11 protein-coding genes and 1 pseudogene are annotated in these 17,558 nt (G+C 73.6%); 7 read left to right on the forward strand and 5 right to left on the reverse strand.

Annotated features, from left to right (window positions below; genetic code table 11):
• Positions 1 to 19: 19 nt before the first annotated feature.
• From ACRWNP_RS33835 to ACRWNP_RS33845, 3 genes are all read right to left on the reverse strand, one after another.
• The gene (locus ACRWNP_RS33835; RefSeq protein ID WP_431968286.1) at positions 20 to 3,808 is read right to left on the reverse strand and encodes a S8 family serine peptidase; all 3,789 of its coding nucleotides are present in this window, start codon (positions 3,806 to 3,808) and stop codon (positions 20 to 22) included.
• 341 nt (positions 3,809 to 4,149) lie between these two features.
• The gene (locus ACRWNP_RS33840; protein ID WP_431968288.1) at positions 4,150 to 5,349 is read right to left on the reverse strand and encodes an MFS transporter; all 1,200 of its coding nucleotides are present in this window, start codon (positions 5,347 to 5,349) and stop codon (positions 4,150 to 4,152) included.
• Between the two features lie 147 nt (positions 5,350 to 5,496).
• The gene (locus ACRWNP_RS33845) at positions 5,497 to 6,843 is read right to left on the reverse strand and encodes a BTAD domain-containing putative transcriptional regulator (protein ID WP_431968290.1); all 1,347 of its coding nucleotides are present in this window, start codon (positions 6,841 to 6,843) and stop codon (positions 5,497 to 5,499) included.
• A 127-nt stretch (positions 6,844 to 6,970) separates the two neighbouring features.
• On the opposite strand from ACRWNP_RS33845, the gene ACRWNP_RS33850 reads away from it, so the two are divergent.
• Complete coding sequence (locus ACRWNP_RS33850) at positions 6,971 to 7,504, forward strand: hypothetical protein (protein ID WP_431968292.1); 534 nt, start codon at positions 6,971 to 6,973, stop codon at positions 7,502 to 7,504.
• A gap of 456 nt (positions 7,505 to 7,960) precedes the next feature.
• Positions 7,961 to 8,770: an SDR family NAD(P)-dependent oxidoreductase gene (locus ACRWNP_RS33855; RefSeq protein WP_431968294.1), complete on the forward strand. Its 810-nt coding sequence runs from the start codon at positions 7,961 to 7,963 to the stop codon at positions 8,768 to 8,770.
• Positions 8,771 to 8,804: 34 nt separating this feature from the next.
• On the opposite strand, the gene ACRWNP_RS33860 is transcribed toward ACRWNP_RS33855, so the two are convergent.
• The gene (locus tag ACRWNP_RS33860; protein ID WP_431968296.1) at positions 8,805 to 9,281 is read right to left on the reverse strand and encodes a MarR family winged helix-turn-helix transcriptional regulator; all 477 of its coding nucleotides are present in this window, start codon (positions 9,279 to 9,281) and stop codon (positions 8,805 to 8,807) included.
• Between the two features lie 105 nt (positions 9,282 to 9,386).
• On the opposite strand from ACRWNP_RS33860, the gene ACRWNP_RS33865 reads away from it, so the two are divergent.
• Genes ACRWNP_RS33865 through ACRWNP_RS33875 form a run of 3 tightly spaced genes read left to right on the forward strand, consistent with a single transcriptional unit; the run spans position 9,387 to position 12,183 of the window.
• On the forward strand, positions 9,387 to 10,436 hold the full coding sequence (locus tag ACRWNP_RS33865) for an LLM class flavin-dependent oxidoreductase (protein WP_431968298.1): 1,050 nt from the start codon (positions 9,387 to 9,389) through the stop codon (positions 10,434 to 10,436).
• Complete coding sequence (locus ACRWNP_RS33870; protein WP_431968300.1) at positions 10,429 to 11,460, forward strand: LLM class flavin-dependent oxidoreductase; 1,032 nt, start codon at positions 10,429 to 10,431, stop codon at positions 11,458 to 11,460. The genes ACRWNP_RS33865 and ACRWNP_RS33870 overlap by 8 nt, the downstream gene beginning before the upstream one ends.
• 36 nt (positions 11,461 to 11,496) lie before the next feature.
• A complete protein-coding gene (locus ACRWNP_RS33875) occupies positions 11,497 to 12,183 on the forward strand; it encodes an NADPH-dependent F420 reductase (protein ID WP_431968302.1) in 687 nt (228 codons plus the stop codon).
• A gap of 54 nt (positions 12,184 to 12,237) precedes the next feature.
• Here the strand turns inward: ACRWNP_RS33875 and ACRWNP_RS33880 are convergent.
• Positions 12,238 to 12,432: pseudogene (locus ACRWNP_RS33880) on the reverse strand (aspartate aminotransferase family protein); the annotation flags it as partial.
• A gap of 40 nt (positions 12,433 to 12,472) precedes the next feature.
• Here ACRWNP_RS33880 and ACRWNP_RS33885 point away from each other — a divergent pair.
• Positions 12,473 to 14,695 (forward strand): hypothetical protein, encoded by a 2,223-nt coding sequence (locus tag ACRWNP_RS33885; RefSeq protein ID WP_431968304.1) that lies wholly within the window; start codon positions 12,473 to 12,475, stop codon positions 14,693 to 14,695.
• Between the two features lie 276 nt (positions 14,696 to 14,971).
• Positions 14,972 to 17,506, forward strand: coding sequence for an alkaline phosphatase D family protein (locus tag ACRWNP_RS33890; protein ID WP_431968306.1), 2,535 nt, complete (start codon positions 14,972 to 14,974; stop codon positions 17,504 to 17,506).
• Positions 17,507 to 17,558: the final 52 nt, after the last annotated feature.

Below are 17,558 nucleotides of genomic sequence, written 5' to 3' on the forward strand. Positions count from 1 at the left end.
CGGCGCCGGCCCCCGGGCGTCACTTCAGGCCGAAGGCCCGGATGACGGTCTGCGAGACCGAGCCCCCGGTGCGTGCCGTGGCGCTGGTGCGCAGCGCCACGAACGCGGCCGAGGAGGGGGCACGCAGGGTGGTGCTCCAGGTCCCCTGACGGTTCTTCAGGTCCTGTCGCGTCCAGGACGCCCCGTCGTCGTAGGAGACCTCGAGCCGGACCGAGGACACCGCGTCCTGCGCTGAAGTGCCGAGCACCGAGGGGGTGACGGAGACCTCTCCCACGCGGCGCGACCTGCCTTCGGCGTCGAGTTCGGTGCCGTAGTCGAGCTGCACCAGCGGCACCGTCCCGGACTGCGCCTTGCCCGACACGAAGTCCCACTCCGTGTGGGTCTTCGAGGAGTACGGGCTCACCGCCAGGTCATCGGCCGTGTCGACGACGAGCCGGTACGGCAGCGACTCGGTCGGCAGGTCCCAGGCGTTGACGTAGGCGCTGTCGGTCGTGACCAGCGTGGTGCCGCCCTGGATCAGTGACGTGCGGGTCGTCATCTTCTCGCTCCCCGCGGAGCCCGAGTGCGCGGTCCCGGAGTCGCTCCAGCCCGGAACGACGAGCGAGAGCGAGGTCTCGTCGCGCACTTGGGAGTCACTGTCGGACATGCGCGGGCGCAGGACCGGGCCGAGCCAGCGCTCCTGCCGGGTGCTGCCCGGCCGGTAGGACGTGGGACTGTTGGTGGCGCCCACCCAGCCGTCGACCGACACGGTCTGCTGCCAGCGCACGTCGTCCCCCGCGGTCACCCAGTCCGTGCGCTTTCCGGGGGCGGCCGGCTCCAGGCCGAATGAGTACCCGGCGCTCCACTCGTACGCCGGGAAGTCCGTGCGCCGCTCCGAGGCCGTCCTGCCCCGCGGCTGGGCGAAGTCGAGATCGACGCGGGCCAGCCGCTCCTTGTCCGCGTGGTAGGTCACGTCCTCGGGAACGGCACCCTTGTGGTACTTGACCAGGTCGTACAGATACGCGGGTGACGGATGGGCCGTCACCTTCAAGCGCGTCTTGCCGTGGCCGTTGCCCTTGGTGGTGATCCGGTCGATCAGCGCCTCGCCCTCGTCCTTGTTGACGGACACCACGGGCATGTCGACGGCGGTGCGGTAGTCCGGCTCCCCGTACCAGGTGGACAGCCGCCCCACTCCGTCGTTCACCACGAGCAGCAGCTCCGCGCCCGCCGCCTTCGCGGCCCGCGCCTGAACCAGGGGCTCGACCTCGTCGCTGTGGCGCACCACCGCGACCTTGCCGCGGGCGGTGACCTTCGCGAAGTCCTGGGGCGAACCGGCTCCGGCGAACACCGGGTCCAGGTTGACCTTGCCGTCGGGGAGGACGGCGCTGCCCTGCTGCGCCAGTGCGTCGTCGATCCGCTCGCCGTCGTAGGACAGCTCGAGCGGGCTCTCCTGCGCCCGCAGGCGGGTGGTGAAGACGAAGCCGCCGCGGTGCACCTTGGCGCCGGTCGGCTGGGCCCAGACGCTGTCGTAGCCCTTCCCGACGACGACGTTCTCCCGGACGGCGGTGTAGTCGGTCGGGGTGGGTTCCGCGGAGGTGAAGGACCGGAAGAAGTCCAGCCGGGTGTCGACCAGCGTGGCGGCCTTGGGTGTGTCCGCCCTCACCTGGTGCGCCTTCGAGGCGTCCAGGGCGACCTTCCGGTCCGCGGTCAGGTCGACCTCGGGAGCGCTCAGAAGCGCGATGCCTCGGGAGCTCGGGCCGTGGGTGCCCTGGACGTCCGCGTAGGACACCACGGTGTAGGTGTCGGCCGGCAGACGCAGGGTGAGCCGGCCGTTCTCGGGGATCTCGTACGCGGTCGTGGACCGGCTGAGAGCGCCCTTGAGGTGGATCCAGCCGCTCATCGGCTCGCCCGCACGGTCCTTCATGGTGATGTCGAGGTCGTACCGCTCGGGTTCGAGGGACACGCCGGCGACCGTGTGGGCGACGACGGCCCCGCCGGCGTCGCGGGCGACGACCCGGGCGGTGTGGTTGCCCCGCGCGAGGCCGGACAGGTCCGCACCGACCTCGACGCCGGTGCTGCCGTGGGCCGGCACGGTGACCTGGCCGGCGGACAGCGAGAACGCGGTGTCGCCGGACGCGTCCGGCTCCGCGGCGAGCCGCAGTGTCACCGGCCCGTCCCCGGAGTTGGTGTACGTGATCTCCTGCTTGACGGAGCCGGTGCTCTCGTTCGGCCACGGCAGGAAGCGGAAGACCGAGCCGTTCGCGGTGACCTCGGCGCGGACGGCGGCCGCCGCGTCGACGCGCCCGGCACCGCCCTGGTACGCGGTGAGGTACGGCGTGGGCTTGCTGGTGCTCATCAGAGCGTCCTTCAACTGGCGTGCCGTCCAGTCGGGATGCTTCTGCGCGAGCAGGACCGCGGCACCGGCGACGTGCGGGGAGGCCATCGAGGTCCCGTCGCTGGTGATGTAGTAGCCCTCGCCCTGGCTCATGTACTGCGACCGGGCCGCGAGGACGCCGACGCCGGGAGCCGTCACGTCGGGCTTGACTCCCTCGTTGCCGACCCGCGGGCCGACGCTGGAGAAGTTCGCCAGCCGGTCGGAGGAGTCCACCGCCCCCACCGTCAGCGCGGCGTCCGCGGCGCCGGGGGAGCCGATGGTGTACGGCGTGGCTCCGCGGCCGGTGTTGCCGGCGGCCACCACGAACAGCGTGCCCGTCTCCCTGCTCAGAGCGTTCAGGCTCTGGCTCATCGGGTCCGTTCCGTCACTGGGCTCGTCGCTGCCGAGGCTCATGTTGACGACCCGGGCGTGCTGCGTGCGTGCCGCCCACTCCATGCCGCTGATGACCCAGGACTCCTGGCCCTCGCCGTGGTCGCCGAGCACCTTGCCGACCACCAGGTCGGCTCCGGGGGCCACGCCCTTCTCCTTGCCGCCCGACGCCGCGCCGGTGCCGGCGACGGTGGAGGCCACGTGCGTCCCATGGCCCTTGACGTCCCGCACGTCCAGGTCCGGGACGAAACTGCGGGTCGCGACGATGCGGTCCTTGAGGTCCGGGTGGCCGGTGTCGGCGCCGGTGTCGAGCACCGCCACCGTGACTCCGGCGCCGGTGTCGCCCGACTCCCAGACCTGGGGGGCGCCTATCTGGGCCGTGGTGTCGGCGAGTGCCGCCTTCGTCTTGCCGTCCAGCCAGATCTTGTCGATGCCGCCGGCGAACGACGGCTCGGCGGCCGCCTTTCGGGACCCGGCCGTGTCCTGCCCGGAGGAGCCGGTGCCGGCCGCCGTGAGCGCGGTCCAGGTGTCGCCCGCGGCCCTGCGGTCCGCCGCGACGGCCTCACCACCGACCGACGGCAGTGCGCGTACGGTCTGCGCACCTCGCAGCAGCGTGCCGCCGGGCCGCAGGGCCGCGGCGTTCCCGCCGGTGACGATCAGGGGGAGCTTCGGGGCGCGTGCGTCGTCGTAGCCCTGCGCCATCAGGTCCGTGACGTTGAACAGGCGCTTGTCGAGACGGTCCGCGGCCAGGTAGGCGAGCGCCTCGTCCGGGTAGACGAAGGTGTCGCCGCCCTCGGTGACGATGCGCACCGAGCCGGGCGCCCCGGGCCGGCGCTCGACGCTCAGCGTGTCGCGGCCGCCGCCCGCGTCGGGCGTGACGGTGACCTTGTCACCGGTGATGAGGGTCACCGTCCTCGCCGGACCGCCGGGGCGGCCTGACGGCCGCTCCGACGGTGCGGCCGCCGCGGTCGCCCCGGCCGTGGCGGGGGTCAGCAGAGTGACGAGTACGGCAGCCGTGGTGCCCGCAGCCGCCCAGCCCGGTGTTCGGGCCTTGGAGAAGAACACAGGTCCTCCTTGCGATGTCGTGGGCGGATTCGATCACACCCTCAAGATTTCGAACAAATCCTCAAGGGCCGCGAAACACACCGGAAATTCACGTCAGTTGCACGACATCAACCGGAAATCACACCGGCGAGGCGGCGCCGGCTTCCGGGCATCGGCCCCGGGTGCACGGCCTGGTTGACGAGGCGTCGGAGAGCGCCGGCGAAGCGGCGAGCGCACCGGGTTCCGGGGCGTCACACCACCATCGCCCTCGGCTTCGGCTTCGGGGCGCCTGTTTCCTTTCCCCGACCGGCCGCCGCAGGCGCCGGCCGTACCCGTGCGGAGTCCGCACGCCGCCCTCCCCGTCAGCTCTGGCGCGGCGGACGGCGCAGGAGGAAGAACCCGACGGCGGCCGACACCACGAGGACGTACATCGTGAAGGCGACTCCCGCGTCCCGCAGTCCGAGCGCGAGGGTGAGGGCGCCGACGCCCACCACCGGAACGGAGATGCCGACGTAGGCGACGACGAAGAAGGCCGAGATCGTCGCGCCGCGGTGCTCCTCGGGGGCCATCGAGCTCACCGCCGTCAGGCCGGCACGAAACGACATGCCCTGGCCGAGGCCGCCGACCAGGGCGCCCACGACCAGCACCGGCAGGGACTCCACCACCAGCGAGGACGCCACGACGGCCATGCCGGTCGTGAGCGCCAGGCACCCGGCGGGCAGCGCGCGCCGGACGCCCCAACGGCCCATCAGCATCTGCCCGGCGGTGGAGGCGCAGAACACGGAGAAGACGACGAGGCCGGTGACGGCGAGGTTGCGCTCCCCCAGCGTCAGGGCGAGGAAGCTCGGCGCCACCGCGGTGAACAGGCCGAGCATGGAGAAGCCGGCGAACGCGGCCAGCCCGGCCGGCACGAAGGCCGCGCGGGTTCCCGGCGGCACGACCATGCCTTGCGGGCGCAGCGGCGGACGCGGGCTGCGGACCGCCACGGTCTCGGGCAGGCCGCGCGTGATGGCGAACGCCACGAGCACCAGGGCGATGTGTACCAGGAAGGGGAGGCGAAGGGGCCATGGCGCGTACTGCGCCAGGATTCCCGACAGCAGCGGCCCGCACCCCAGGCCGCCCATGTTGGCCGCGGTTGCCGCGAGTGCGGCCCGTGTGCGCAGACCTGGGGGCGCCAGTTCGAGTACGGCGGCTGTCGCCGCGCCGCTGAGCAGTCCGGCCGAGAACCCCGAAAGCAGCCGCCCGGCGAACAGCAGTGGCAGGCCGTTTTGGAAGAGGAAACACACCGCGCTGAGCAGCGCGAGCCCCAGCGCGGTCAGCAGGACCGGGCGCCGGCCGAGGACGTCCGAGAAGTCGCCGGCGACCAGCAGGGCGCCGATCACTCCGATCGCGTAGACCGCGAAGACCACCGTCACGACCAGTTCGGAGAACCCGATCTCCTCCCGGTAGAGGCCGTAGAGCGGGGTCGGCAGCGTCGTCCCCGCCATGCCGACCGCGAAGACGCCCGCGGCTGCGACGTACGCGCTCCGCGCGCGGCGTTCCCCGGGGGCTTGCTTGATCATGCCTCCCAAGTTAACTGACGGGCCGTCGGATGGGTCGCGTGCGGAGTCCGCCGGGCGGGCCGGGGTCGCGCGCTCGCCTCATCGACGTCGTGGGCGCACGGAGATACGGCATCGCGGATCACGAAGTGGACGCCCGGGAGGCTCGGACTACGTACAGGCGGCCTCTTCACGGCCGCCGCCGCAGGTCGCCAGGCTGCACCACCTGCGGCGGCCGCTCGTGTCGAGGAAGAGCCAGCCGCAGTTGTCGCTGGGACAGGTGCGAATGGTGAACCGCCGGGGGTCGGCGAGGAGTTCGGCTGCGCTGCGGGCCGTGGCGAGCAGCGGCAGGCGCAGTCCGGCGGCGGACGACAGACGCCACTGCGCCAGGCCGTCCCCGTCCCGGACGAGCAGGGAGTGCCTCGCGGCTTCCTGCGCGAGGTAGGCGACGGCCTTGAAGGCTCGGGCGTTCCGGGGGTCGGTCAGGCAGGTGTACAGGTCGTCGCGGAAGGCGCGAGCCTCGTCGAGGGCGGCGTCCGCTTCGGCGGGACGCTGCCGCGCCTCCTGCAGCAGCCGGGTGACGAGCCGTTGTTCTGCGAGGTCCAGGTGGCCGGCCCACACGGCGAGGGTGGAGTAGGCGCGCAGCCACTCCGAGCCGGGCAGGCCGGAACCACCCCAGCCCGCGTAGGTGTTGCAGAACTCCAGTGCCGGGTGCCCGCTGGTGTTCCACGGCAGCCACTCCTCGCCCACGCGCACCGCGTAGAGGGGCCCCGGCGGCCGGTCGAGCCGGGGGTCGCGCCGCAGGATGCGGTCGTGCAGGGTCGCCAATTCGGCGCCCGGTTCGATGCCCAGGTCGGTCACCAGCGCCTGGCGCGTGTCCCGGTAGAGCTGCAGTGCGTCGGCCTGGCGGCCGGAGCGGTACAGGGCCGTCATGCGGGCGGCGACCAGACGTTCGCGACCCGGGTGGGTGCCGGTCAGGGGTGCCAGGTCCGCCACCACCCGTTCGTGCAGACCCATGGCGAGGTGGACCTCGCCGCGCTGTTCGAGGGCGGACAGCCGCAGGTCTTCCAGTGTGCCGCCGAGCCGGCCGCGCAGGTCGTCGTCCGCCACGTCGGCGAGCAGCGGGCCGTGCCACAGGGCCAGCGCCTGGTCGTAGTGGCGCACGCGCGTCGCGGGGTCGGTGGCGTCGGAGGCCTGCCGGTGCAGCGCGACGAACCGCTGGGCGTCGATCGTGTGGCCGCCCGGATCGACGGCGTATCCGTCGTGCCTGGTCTCGATGGACAGCCCGTGCGGTTGCAGACGCGCGCGCAGCCGCCCGACGTAGGTGTGGACGGTGCCGCGGGCGGAGGCCGGTGCGGCGCCGTTCCACAGCAGTTCGATGAGGCGCGCGGTCGTCACGACGTGGCCGGCCTGCAGCAGGAGGATCGCCAGGAGGCACCGCTCCTGGCGGCGGCTGCCCACCGGAACGGGCCGGCCCTGGTCGCGGGCCTCGAAGGGCCCGAGCAGTCGGAACTCCATGTCGGGCGGGAGTCTAGCGCGGCGTACTCCGGTGCCGCGGTCTGCGGGGTGGTGAGAATCCGGTCAGTCGCGGAGGTGAGGCTGCCGCTCGGATCGTCTTGACGCCTCACTTCCGCAAGGAGAGATCATGCGCAGAACCGCCATAGCCCTGTCGGTGATCGCCGCAGCCTTCCTGGCCTCCGCGCCGGCCACGGCCGCACCGGCCGGAGGTGACACCGGAACCGCCGCCGGTCGCGGCTGGGAACCGGTACCTTCCCTGCCCTGGGACGTGTCCGCCGGTCTTCGCTGCGACTTCCCCGTCCACGGCGAGGCCGTCGTCGACGAGGTGGTGCGGCATGTCCTGGACACTTACCCGGACGGGTCGGTGAAGCGGGCGGCGTACCGCGGCGACCTGGTCGTACGGGTGACGAACAGCGCCACCGGCGCCTCGTACGACGCGGACGCAGGTGGCCGGGCGATCGTCGAGTACCGTCCCGACGGCTCCCAGCACTGGTCGGTTCGGGGCCCGGTACTGGTCGGTTTCGGTCAGGCCGGGGGCACCCTGGCGCGCGGCCTCTACATCATCGACGGCGTGTACACCATGGACATCGGCGTCACCGGGCACAAGACCGTGACCATGGTGCACGCGTCCAGTGACGACCTCTGCGCACGCATCGACTGAGCCGTCCCCTGCCACCCGCGCGACGCCCGGGGGCTCGTGCGGGTGCCGGTCCCGAACGGCCGGTGTCCCGCCACGGGGATCACGCGCGTCACTTTGCCGATATGCGTTCCGCGCGGCCCCTCCCGCCGGGGGCCGTGTTCCGGCCGGCGGCAGGCCGCCCTGCCGGCCGCCCGGGCCAGGGCGGCGCGCGACCTCGGCTGCCGCGTGCCGGCCGCCGAGACCGGCGCCGATACACCTGGCACCCACAACTCCTCGCTGCACGACATGCTCCGGCTCGGCTTCCGGGTTGCGTACGAGCGCCGTAACCGGGTCTGACGGTCGTCGCCGGAGGCATGACGCGCGTGGGTGGCCGCGACGGGCCCGCCGCCCGTGCGGCGCGGCGGGCTCCGGGGCACGACGATGGAAGGACCGGGTCCGCACGGCGGGACGGGCCCGCCACTCCCCCGGAAGGTGCCCATGACCCGTGAACAGGCAGACCGCACCCACGCCGCGCTGATCACGGGTGCGTCCTCGGGGATCGGGCGCTCCTACGCCGAGCAGCTGGCCCGGCGCGGCTTCGCGCCGATCCTGGTCGCCCGCCGCGCGGACCGGCTGGCCGCGCTCACCGAGTCCGTCCGGCGGGAGACCGGTCTGGAGGGGACCGTCCTCGCCGCCGACCTGGCCGAGCCGGGCGACCTCGCCCGGGTGGAACGGACCGTCCTCGAGCACGAGGACCTCGCCGTGGTCGTCAACGCGGCCGGACTCGGAGCCCTCGGGCCGCTGCGTGAGGCGGCGCCCGCGGACCTGGACCGGCTCGTCGCGGTGAACGTGCTCGCGCTGACCCGGCTGTCCCGGGCGGCACTGCTCGCCTTCGACAGGCGCGGCTCGGGCACGCTGATCAACGTGTCGTCGATCGGCGCGTTCCACGCCCCGCCCGGCGGGGCCGCCTATGCCGCGAGCAAGGCGTACGACCTTCACTTCTCCCGGGCCCTGCAACGCGAGGTCGAGGGCGGCGGGATCCGTGTGCAGGTCGTGCTGCCGGGACCCGTGCGCACCGAGTTCTTCGAGGCCTCCGGGGTGGACTCCGATCTGTTCCCGCAGGAGTCGTTCGTCGACGCCGACGACCTCGTCCGCGCCGCGCTCGTCGGTCTGGACATGGGTGAACTCGTCTGCATCCCCACCCTCCCCGACATGACGGCCTGGGAGGACGAGGCGGCGCGCGGGCAGGCCCTGCGCGACGCGGCGGGCCTGCGCGGTGTCATCGGCGACCGGTACGCCCGGCCTTGACGGCACCGGCCCCGGGCGGCCGGCGAGAGGGACCTCACCTGGGGCCGGAGGCGGCGTCCAGCCGGCCGCGAAGGGCCTGGGCGATCTCGCCCGCGGCGGCCGTCTGCTCCGGTGTGAGGGCGTCGACGAACATCTCCCGGACGGCGCTGAGGTGCGGCAGCGTGGCGCGCCGGAAGGCCCTGGCACCGTCGTCGGTGAGGACGGCCTCGGCGCCGCGGCTGTCGGTGGTGCACTCCACGCGCCGGATCAGCCCGCGCCGTTCCATGCGTCCGAGGTGGTGGGACAGGCGGCTGCGTTCCCAGCCGATCGCCACCGCGAGGTCGGAGGAGCGCAGGCGGTGGCCGTCGGCCTCGTGCAGCGCGAGCAGGACCGCGTAGTCCCCGGGGGACAGGGCGGAGTCGACGTGCAGGCGCGACGTCAGGTGGGAGCGGAGCCGCTCGGTGGTCTCGATGAAGTCACGCCAGATCCGGAGTTCCTCGGTGGTGGGCAGTGGCCCGTGTCCGCGTTCCATGAGCCCCCTTCTGTTTGACACGTCAATCATATCCCTGCATGCTTGACGCGTCAATCAAATGGCCGCCGGGCGGGGAACCGTTCCGGAGGCAGGGAGGAGGGGACCATGACACCCGCTGCCTTCGAACTGGGTCTCAACTCGTTCGGAGAGGTCGCGACGGACGGCGGACGCGTACTGAGCGACGCCGAGACCGTCCGGCTGCTCGTCGAGGAGGCCGCGCTCGCCGACGCCGCCGGGCTCGACGTCTTCAGCGTCGGGGAGCACTACCGGCCCGGACACATGGACACCGCCACCCCGGTCCTGCTGTCCGCGATGGCCACCGCCACCGAGCGCGTCAAGCTCGGCACCTCGGTGACCGTGCTCAGCACCAATGACCCGGTGCGGCTCTACCACGCGTTCTCCACCCTGGACGCGGTGTCGGACGGCCGCGCCCAGCTCGTCCTCGGTCGCGCCTCGGTCACCGAGTCGTTCGCCCTGTTCGGTCACGACGTGTCCGAGTACGACCGGCTCTTCGACGAGAAGCTCGACCTGTTCATGCGCCTGCAGCGGGAGGAAACGGTCACCTGGTCCGGCACCGTCCGGAGCCCGCTGGTCGGCCAGCACCTCCGGCCGCGCATGCGCGAGGGCGGCATCCCCACCTGGATCGGTGTCGGCGGCAGCCCCAACTCCACCCTGCGCGCCGCCCGCTACGGGCTGCCGCTGATGCTGGCGATCATCGGGGGCCGCCCGCAGCGCTTCGCCGGCCACGTGGACCTCTTCCGGCGCGGGCTCCAGCAGCACGGGCACCCCGCCCGGCCCATCGGCCAGCACTCCCTGGGCCTCGTCGCGGACACCGACGAGGAGGCGGTCGAGACCTGGTGGCGGTACTGGGAGCCGGTCGTGGCCGCGTTCTCCGAGGAGCGCGGCTTCTACCGGCCGTCGTACAAGCGCTACCTGGCGGAGGTCGCCGACGGCGCGCTCTTCGTCGGCTCCCCCCAGACGGTTGCGCGCAAGATCGTCCGGGTCGCCCGCGACCTGCACCTGAACCGCTTCGACCTGAAATACGACATCATGCACCTCCCCCGCCAGGCCCGCGCCCGCACGATCGAGCTCCTGGGCCGGGAAGTGGCGCCGATGGTGCGCGAACTGCTCACGAAGGAAGCCTCCGATGTCTGACCTCCTCTTCGGCCTCGACTCGTTCGGCGACGTGCCGGTGGACGACACCGGTGCGCCCGTCTCCCACGCGGCCTCCCTCCGGGCGGTCCTCGACGAGGCCGTCCTGGCCGACCAGATCGGCGTCGACGCCCTCGCGCTCGGTGAGCACCACCGCCCCGAGTACTCGGTGTCGACCCCGGAGACCGTCCTCGCCGGCATCGCCACGCGCACCGGGCGCATCAAGCTCGGCTCCGGCGTGACCGTCCTCAGCTCCGACGATCCCGTCCGCGTCTTCCAGCGCTTCGCCACCGTCGACGCCCTCTCGCGGGGCCGGGCCGAGGTGATCCTCGGCCGCGGGTCCTTCACCGAGTCCTTCCCCCTGTTCGGGTACGACCTCAGCGACTACGACGTGCTCTTCGAGGAGAAGATCGAGCTCTTCGCGAAGCTCCTCGACGAGAAGCCGGTGACCTGGAGCGGCACCACGAGGGCGCCGCTGCAGGACGCGGACGTCTTCCCGAAAACCGAGTCCGGGCGGCTGCAGACCTGGGTCGGCGTGGGCGGCTCGCCCCAGTCGGTCGTCCGCACCGCGCGCTACGGATTCCCGCTCATGCTCGCCATCATCGGCGGCGCCCCCGCGCGCTTCGCGCCCTACATCGACCTCTACCGGCGCGCGGCGGAGCAGTTCGGCACGACCGCCCACCCGGTGGGGATGCACTCGCCCGGCTTCGTCGCGGACACCGACGAGGAGGCCCGGCAGGGGTACTGGCCCAGCTACCGGGTGATGCGGGACCGCATCGGCAGGCTGCGCGGCTGGCCGCCGGTCCGCCGCGAGGAGTTCGACGCCGAGCTCGAGCACGGCTCCCTCTACGTCGGCTCCCCCGAGACCGTCGCCCGCAAGATCGCCAAGGCCGTCGGCGAGCTCGGGGTCGGCCGCTTCGACCTCATCTACACCGTGGGACCGCAGCCGCTCAGCGCCCGCATGCGGGCCGTCGAGCTGTACGGCACAAAGGTGATCCCCATGGTCCGCGACATCCTCGCGGGCTGACGCCCCCACTGACGCAGGAACAGGAACGGAGACGACATGGACACCGAGGGCGTGCGCACGATCGGCATCCTGGGCGCGGGCAAGGTCGGGACCGTGCTGGCCCGGCTGGCCCTGGCCGCGGGCCACCGCGTGCTGATCGCGGGCTCGGGCGACCCCGCCGCCATCGCGCTCACGGTGGAGGTCCTCACCCCGGGCGCGGTCGCGGTCACCGCCGCCGAGGCCGCCGCCCGGGCCGACCTGGTGGTCCTCGCCCTCCCGCTGGGCAAGTACCGCACCGTCCCGGCCGAGGCGCTGAGCGGCAAGCTCGTGATCGACGCGATGAACTACTGGTGGGAGGTCGACGGCATACGCGACGACCTCACCGACCCGCGCACGTCGTCGAGCGAGACCGTGCAGGCGTTCCTGGCGGGTTCGCGCGTCGTGAAGGCCTTCAACCACATGGGCTACCACGATCTCGAGGACGGAGCCCGGCCCGCCGGGACGCCCGGCCGCAAGGCGATCGCCATCGCCGGCGACGACCCCGCCGACCTCGCCGAGGTCGCCCGCCTGGTGGACGCGCTCGGCTTCGACCCCGTCGTCGCGGGCCCGCTCGCGGAGGGCGTCCGCCTGGAACCGGGCACCGAGCCCTTCGGCGCCAATGTCGACGGCGCGGAACTGCGCGCCATGCTCGACCGGTTCCCGGAGACCGACCGCGGACGCAGCGTCGCCGCTGCTCGCGTGTAGGCGGCCGAGGCCCGCAGGCGCCGGGCGGGAGGTGAAGGGCGGCCCGGGGCGGGGCCGGGGCCGGGACCGGGGCGGGACCGGGTCGACGAGTTCGACGAGTTCGACGAGTTCGAAGCCGAGCATGAGGCCGCGTCCGCGGCCGCGGACGTCGCCGACGCAGGGGTGTTCCTCGGCCGGCGTCCGCAGCCGGGCGAGCTCGCCGGCCCCGAGGAAGGCGGCGTGCTCGGCGAGGCCGTTGCGCCGCACGTAGGGCCCGGCGTTGTCGGACCCTTGTGGAAGGATCCGCGACATGGATCTCGACACCGTGTTCGCCGGCCTGGACAGCGTTGCCTGGGCGGACCTGCACCATGCCTACGGCCCCGCCGGTGATGTCCCTGCCCTGCTGCGGGCGTTGGCCTCCACGGATCAGGAGTCCGCCGAGGAGGCCGAGCAGGAGCTGTGGAGCAGCCTCGTGCACCAGGGCACGGTGTACCGGGCAACGGTGCCGGCTGTGCCCTTCCTGGCGCGGCTCGCGGCAGCGGATGTGCGCCGCGCCGAGCTGCTCGGCATGGTGGGCGCCATCGCCGAGAGCACGGACGAGCACGATCCGGAACGGCCGGGCGCCGCGCGTGCCGCGGTCGTCGGGCAGCTTCCGCTGCTGCTGCCCCTGTTGTCGGACACCGACCCCGAGGTACAGCAGTGTGCGGCCTGGGCCGTCGCCCAGTGCGGGCCGGGGGCCGGACCGGCAGCCGCGGCGGCGTTGCGACAGCGCTGGGAGGCGGAGGCCGTCCCGGCGGTTCGGGCCGGGGTGCTGACCGCGTGCGCCGCGGTCGGCCCCGACGCGGCCGACGATCTGTGTGCGGCCGCGACGTGTGCGGACGAGTCCCCGCAGGTTCGTGTGGCGGCGCTGCTGGCTGTCGTGGACACCGGCCGTCCGTGGGACGACGGGCTGGGTGCCGTCGTGGCGGAGCTGTCGCCACTGGGCCGCCATGCGGCGGGCGACCCGTGGGAACGGCAGCCGCTGCGGGCCCTGCTCATCGGACTGCACGAGCGGGGCGACGCCGCAGCCGCAATCGACGTCGCCGTCTCGGCGCTGGACGGCGCGGTGGAAGCCGTACGCGCAGGCGACCCCAAGGCGGCCGCCGGGGAGGCGACATGGGCGGCCGAGTGCCTCGCGCTGCGCTCCCGGACCGCCCCGGCACGGCTGCTGCCCGCGATGCTGCCACTGCTCGACCACCCGGACACCGCAGGCATGGTCATCGACGCGGTACGCGACTGGGCCCTGCCCGCGCCGCAGGCGGTGCCCCCGCTGGTCGGCCTCGCCGAGGGGACGGGTGAGCACGCCGACCGCGCCCTGGCCGCCCTGGTGTGGCTGGGCGCGCCCGAGGCGGCGGACCTCCTCGCGCGTCACTTCGGGAGCCGGCCGCGGGCCCTGGAAGCCGCCTTCCGTCGCGCCACGCTCAAGCCTCCGGCCCCACTGCCCTGCACCGCGGCGCTGCTCGACGCCGTCCGCGCCCGGCTCGCGGCCCGGACAGCCGGGTCCGCGACGCCCCCCGCGCGCCGGCCACTGGTGGCGGGTGGCCTCGACACCGTCAACGAACCGGTCTACCTCGCGGGCCTCCTGGCGGGTTGGGGGCGGTCCGCCCGCGCCGCGCTGCCCGAATTGGTCGACGCCCTCCCCCATCACCCGTTCGTGGTCGGCCGGGCGCTCGCCGCCGTCGCCGACGCCGGGCGTGACCCGGACGTGGTCACCGCGCTGCGGGCCTGCGCCGGGTCCGGACGCCGGTCGGACCGTCAGGGGGCGGCAACCGCGCTCCACTCGCTGACGGGCGACGCCACAGCCCTGCTCGCCGTGCTGGAGGCGGCCCTCGACGAGCCGAACGACCGGCGCGACCACTTCGTCGGCGCCGTCGCACCACTCGGCGAGCAGGCGCGTCCGCTGCTTCCCCGGCTACGGGCGCTGCTGGCCGAACCGGTGGAGACGCGGTCCACCGTTCCCGCGGTGGAGGCGGCGCTGACGGCGGCCGCCGCGGTCTGGAAGCTGACGGCTGACGGGGAGGCCGTGCTGCCCGTGATCCTGGAGGGCCTGGCCTGGACCGAGCAGCCCTGGGGCGAGCGCACCGCCAGGCGGGCCGCCGAGGTCGCCGCCCTCGTCGGGCCCGCCGCGCGGGCGGCCGTACCGCGGTTGCTGTCGATGCTCGACCGCCCGGCCACGGCCCCGGCCGCCGCCCGTGCGCTGGTGGCCCTGCACCCCGGCAGTGACCGCCCGGCCGGCGTCCCGCTCACGGAACTCGTCGACCGCGTCCTGGCGTCGCTCGCGCCCGGCGCGTACGCGCACTCCGCGCTCGCCGCGCTGAAGGTCCTCGCCGCCCTCGGACCCACCGCGTTCACCGCCGCCCAGCTCGACCGCGTACGCCAACTCGCGGACGGGGAGCGCCGCATCGTGGGATCGGGCACCCAGATCGACATCATCCGCGACGACGAGGAGTTCCGCGCCGCCGCCCGTACCGTCCTGGCGGGTCTGACGCCCTGAACCGGGCACCGGGGCCGGAGGACTCGGACTCAGAGGAACAACGACAGTCGGCAGGAGGAGCAGGACGGCGACCGCCGACGCGACCGGGACGCCGAGCGTGGTGGCCGCCCCTTCGCAGGCGCCCCGATCGAGGACGCGGCACTCGCGAGGATGGTGCCCATCACCCCTGCGTGGAGTCGCCCGCACAACGCTGACCGCGCTCGCCATGTGCTGGACACCCTCCCTTCCCGGCGGCGACACCCGTCCGGACGTGTGCCTGCTGCACGATCTTCGGACGTGACTACCAGCCCTGCCCTGCGCACCCTCGACCGCCGCCGGTTCCTCGCCCTCGCGGGCGGCACTCTCGGCGTCCTGGCCGCGGGCCAGTTGACCGAGGCGCTCGCCGCGCGCGCCGCGGAACTGGACCCCGCGCCCTTCTCGCTCGGCGTCGCCTCCGGCGACCCGGACCACCACAGCGTCGTCCTGTGGACCCGCCTGGTGCCCGACCCGCTCGACGCGGAGACGGGCGGCATGCCCGCCACGGCCGTGGAGGTGCGGTGGGAGGTGGCGACGGACGAGTCCTTCCGGAAGGTCGTCGCGAGCGGCGCGGTGACGGCGCTGCCCGAGTCCGCGCACACCGTGCACGTCGTCGTGGACGACCTGGCCCCCGACCGCTGGTACTGGTACCGCTTCCAGTACGGCGAGGTCCGCAGCCGCACCGGCCGCACCCGGACCATGCCGCCGCCCGGGGCGAAGGCCGACCGGCTGCGCTTCGCGTTCGTGTCGTGCCAGTCGTGGACCGGCGGCGCCTACCCCGCCTACCGCGACCTGGCGGAACAGGACCTCGACTTCGTCCTCCACCTCGGCGACTACATCTACGAGACGACGGGCGGCAGCCTCACCGAGTTCCGCCGGCTGCACGCCCTCTACAAAACCTCCCCGGAACTGCGGGCGGCCCACGCACGATTCCCGTTCTTCGTCACCTGGGACGACCACGAGGTCCAGAACAACTACGCGGCCGGCGTGCCGGGCGGCACCGGCGACGGCCGTCCCTTCCTGGAGCGCCGGGCCAACGGCTACCAGGCGTACTACGAGCACCTGCCGCTGCGGCCCGAGCAGCGGCCCACCGGCCCGGACGCGCTGATGTACCGTCAGGTACGGTTCGGGAGGCTCGCCGAGTTCAGCGTGCTCGACACCCGCCAGTACCGCACCGACCAGGCGTACGGGGACGGGCGCAAGGAGCCGGGTCCCGAGGTCTGGAACCCGGAACGCACGATGACCGGCCCGGAGCAGGAGAAGTGGCTGCTCGGCAACCTGGACCGCTCCAAGGCGCGGTGGAACGTCATCGCCCAGCAGACCATCATGGCCGCCTTCGACTACGACCTCGGCCCGGGGAAGATCGTCAACCTCGACCAGTGGGACGGGTACGCGGGTGCCCGCGCCCGCATCCTGGACTTCCTCGCCGGCCACGACGTCGCCAACCCGGTCGTCCTCAGCGGCGACTGGCACACCCACTGGGTCAACGACCTCAAGACCGACTTCGACGACCCCCAGGCACCGGTCGTCGCCACCGAGTTCGTCGGCACGTCGATCTCCTCCGGCGCCGGCTGGGACGCCGACGTGCGCGCCGGTCTCGTCGCCAACCCGCACGTGAAGTTCTACAACGGCACCTATCGCGGCTACGTGATGTGCGACGTGACCCGCGACCGGTGGCGCGCCGACCTGCGCATCGTCCTCAAGGGCGACGACGCGGCCTCCCCCGCGTTCACCATCGCCGCCTTCGAGGTGCGCGACGGACTCCCCGGTGCCCGGCGGATCGACGCCGGCGACGGGCTGGTGGGGCGCATCACCGACAAGGTGACCGGCGCGCCGCTCGCCAACGTCCAGGTGACGGTCACGGCCGCGGACGGCACCCGGTTCGCGTCCGTCACCACCGACACCACCGGCGAGTACATGGCCTTCGCGCCGCCCGGACAGTACGGGGTCGCCGTGGGCGGCGTCGGTTACGAACCGGTGGCCGCCACGGCCGTCGTGCGCGCGGGCGTGCAGACCCGGGGCGACGTGGCCATGACGCGCGCCGCCGTACGGGCCGGTACCGGCCGCCCGGTGCCCGGGCCGCAGTCGCAGGCGGCGGCCACGGACGTCACGCTGTCCAACGGCATGCTGTCGCTGGCCGTGTCGGCGGGCTCCCAGGACCCCCAGCTGCCCGGGGTCACCCTGGGCAAGCCGCTGGACCTGGCCGCCGTGGGCCACCTGGACCAGCTGGACTGGATGAACCTGCCGTACGCCTCGACGGCGCGGCCGCGCGGGAGCAACGCGTGGCAGCAGCTGACCGTGCGGTCCACCGCCCTGGAGGTGCTCTCCGCGGGCGGCCCGGTCGCCTCCGCGCGGGCCACCGGCGCCGGCACCCAGGTCCCCGACGTCGAGGTGGTCACGATCTTCACGATCGGCGAGGGCGAGCCCTGGGTCACCGCCGAGAGCGTCTTCACCAACCGCGGAACGCAGGCCCGCACCTTCTGGTTGGGCGACGTGCTGGACCACGACGGCGCCGGCCAGCGCAGCGGCGTCGCCGGGCACGGCACCGTGACCGCCTCCGCCCCGGCCGACTTCGAGCCGACGGCGCCTTGGGTGGGCATGACCGGTTCCGACGGCCAGACGTACGGGCTGCTCTACGACGAGCCGGGCTTCACCGCGTACGCCTGCGGGATCTGGGTGATGACCCAGCGGCAGGTGACGATCGAACCCGGCGCCGCGTTCACCCTGCGGCGCCGGATCGCCGCCGTCGGCAACGGCGGCGCGGCCGACCCGTTCGCGGTGCTCGCCACGCTCTGACCGGTCATGAGCCGCGGGGGGGGGTCCCCGGCCACTGGGGGCACCCCCAATT

Origin of the sequence: Actinacidiphila sp. bgisy160 (genome assembly GCF_965342435.1) — a bacterium.
Taxonomy (GTDB): Bacteria; Actinomycetota; Actinomycetes; order Streptomycetales; family Streptomycetaceae; genus Actinacidiphila.

Excerpts from the sequence above, each read along its gene's own strand:
- ACRWNP_RS33840 (WP_431968288.1), bottom strand. The coding sequence starts at position 5,349 with ATGATCAAGCAAGCCCCCGGGGAACGCCGCGCGCGGAGCGCGTACGTC.
- ACRWNP_RS33845 (WP_431968290.1), bottom strand. The coding sequence starts at position 6,843 with ATGGAGTTCCGACTGCTCGGGCCCTTCGAGGCCCGCGACCAGGGCCGG.
- ACRWNP_RS33850 (WP_431968292.1), top strand. The coding sequence starts at position 6,971 with ATGCGCAGAACCGCCATAGCCCTGTCGGTGATCGCCGCAGCCTTCCTG.
- ACRWNP_RS33855 (WP_431968294.1), top strand. The coding sequence starts at position 7,961 with ATGACCCGTGAACAGGCAGACCGCACCCACGCCGCGCTGATCACGGGT.
- ACRWNP_RS33860 (WP_431968296.1), bottom strand. The coding sequence starts at position 9,281 with ATGGAACGCGGACACGGGCCACTGCCCACCACCGAGGAACTCCGGATC.
- ACRWNP_RS33865 (WP_431968298.1), top strand. The coding sequence starts at position 9,387 with ATGACACCCGCTGCCTTCGAACTGGGTCTCAACTCGTTCGGAGAGGTC.
- ACRWNP_RS33870 (WP_431968300.1), top strand. The coding sequence starts at position 10,429 with ATGTCTGACCTCCTCTTCGGCCTCGACTCGTTCGGCGACGTGCCGGTG.
- ACRWNP_RS33875 (WP_431968302.1), top strand. The coding sequence starts at position 11,497 with ATGGACACCGAGGGCGTGCGCACGATCGGCATCCTGGGCGCGGGCAAG.
- ACRWNP_RS33885 (WP_431968304.1), top strand. The coding sequence starts at position 12,473 with ATGGATCTCGACACCGTGTTCGCCGGCCTGGACAGCGTTGCCTGGGCG.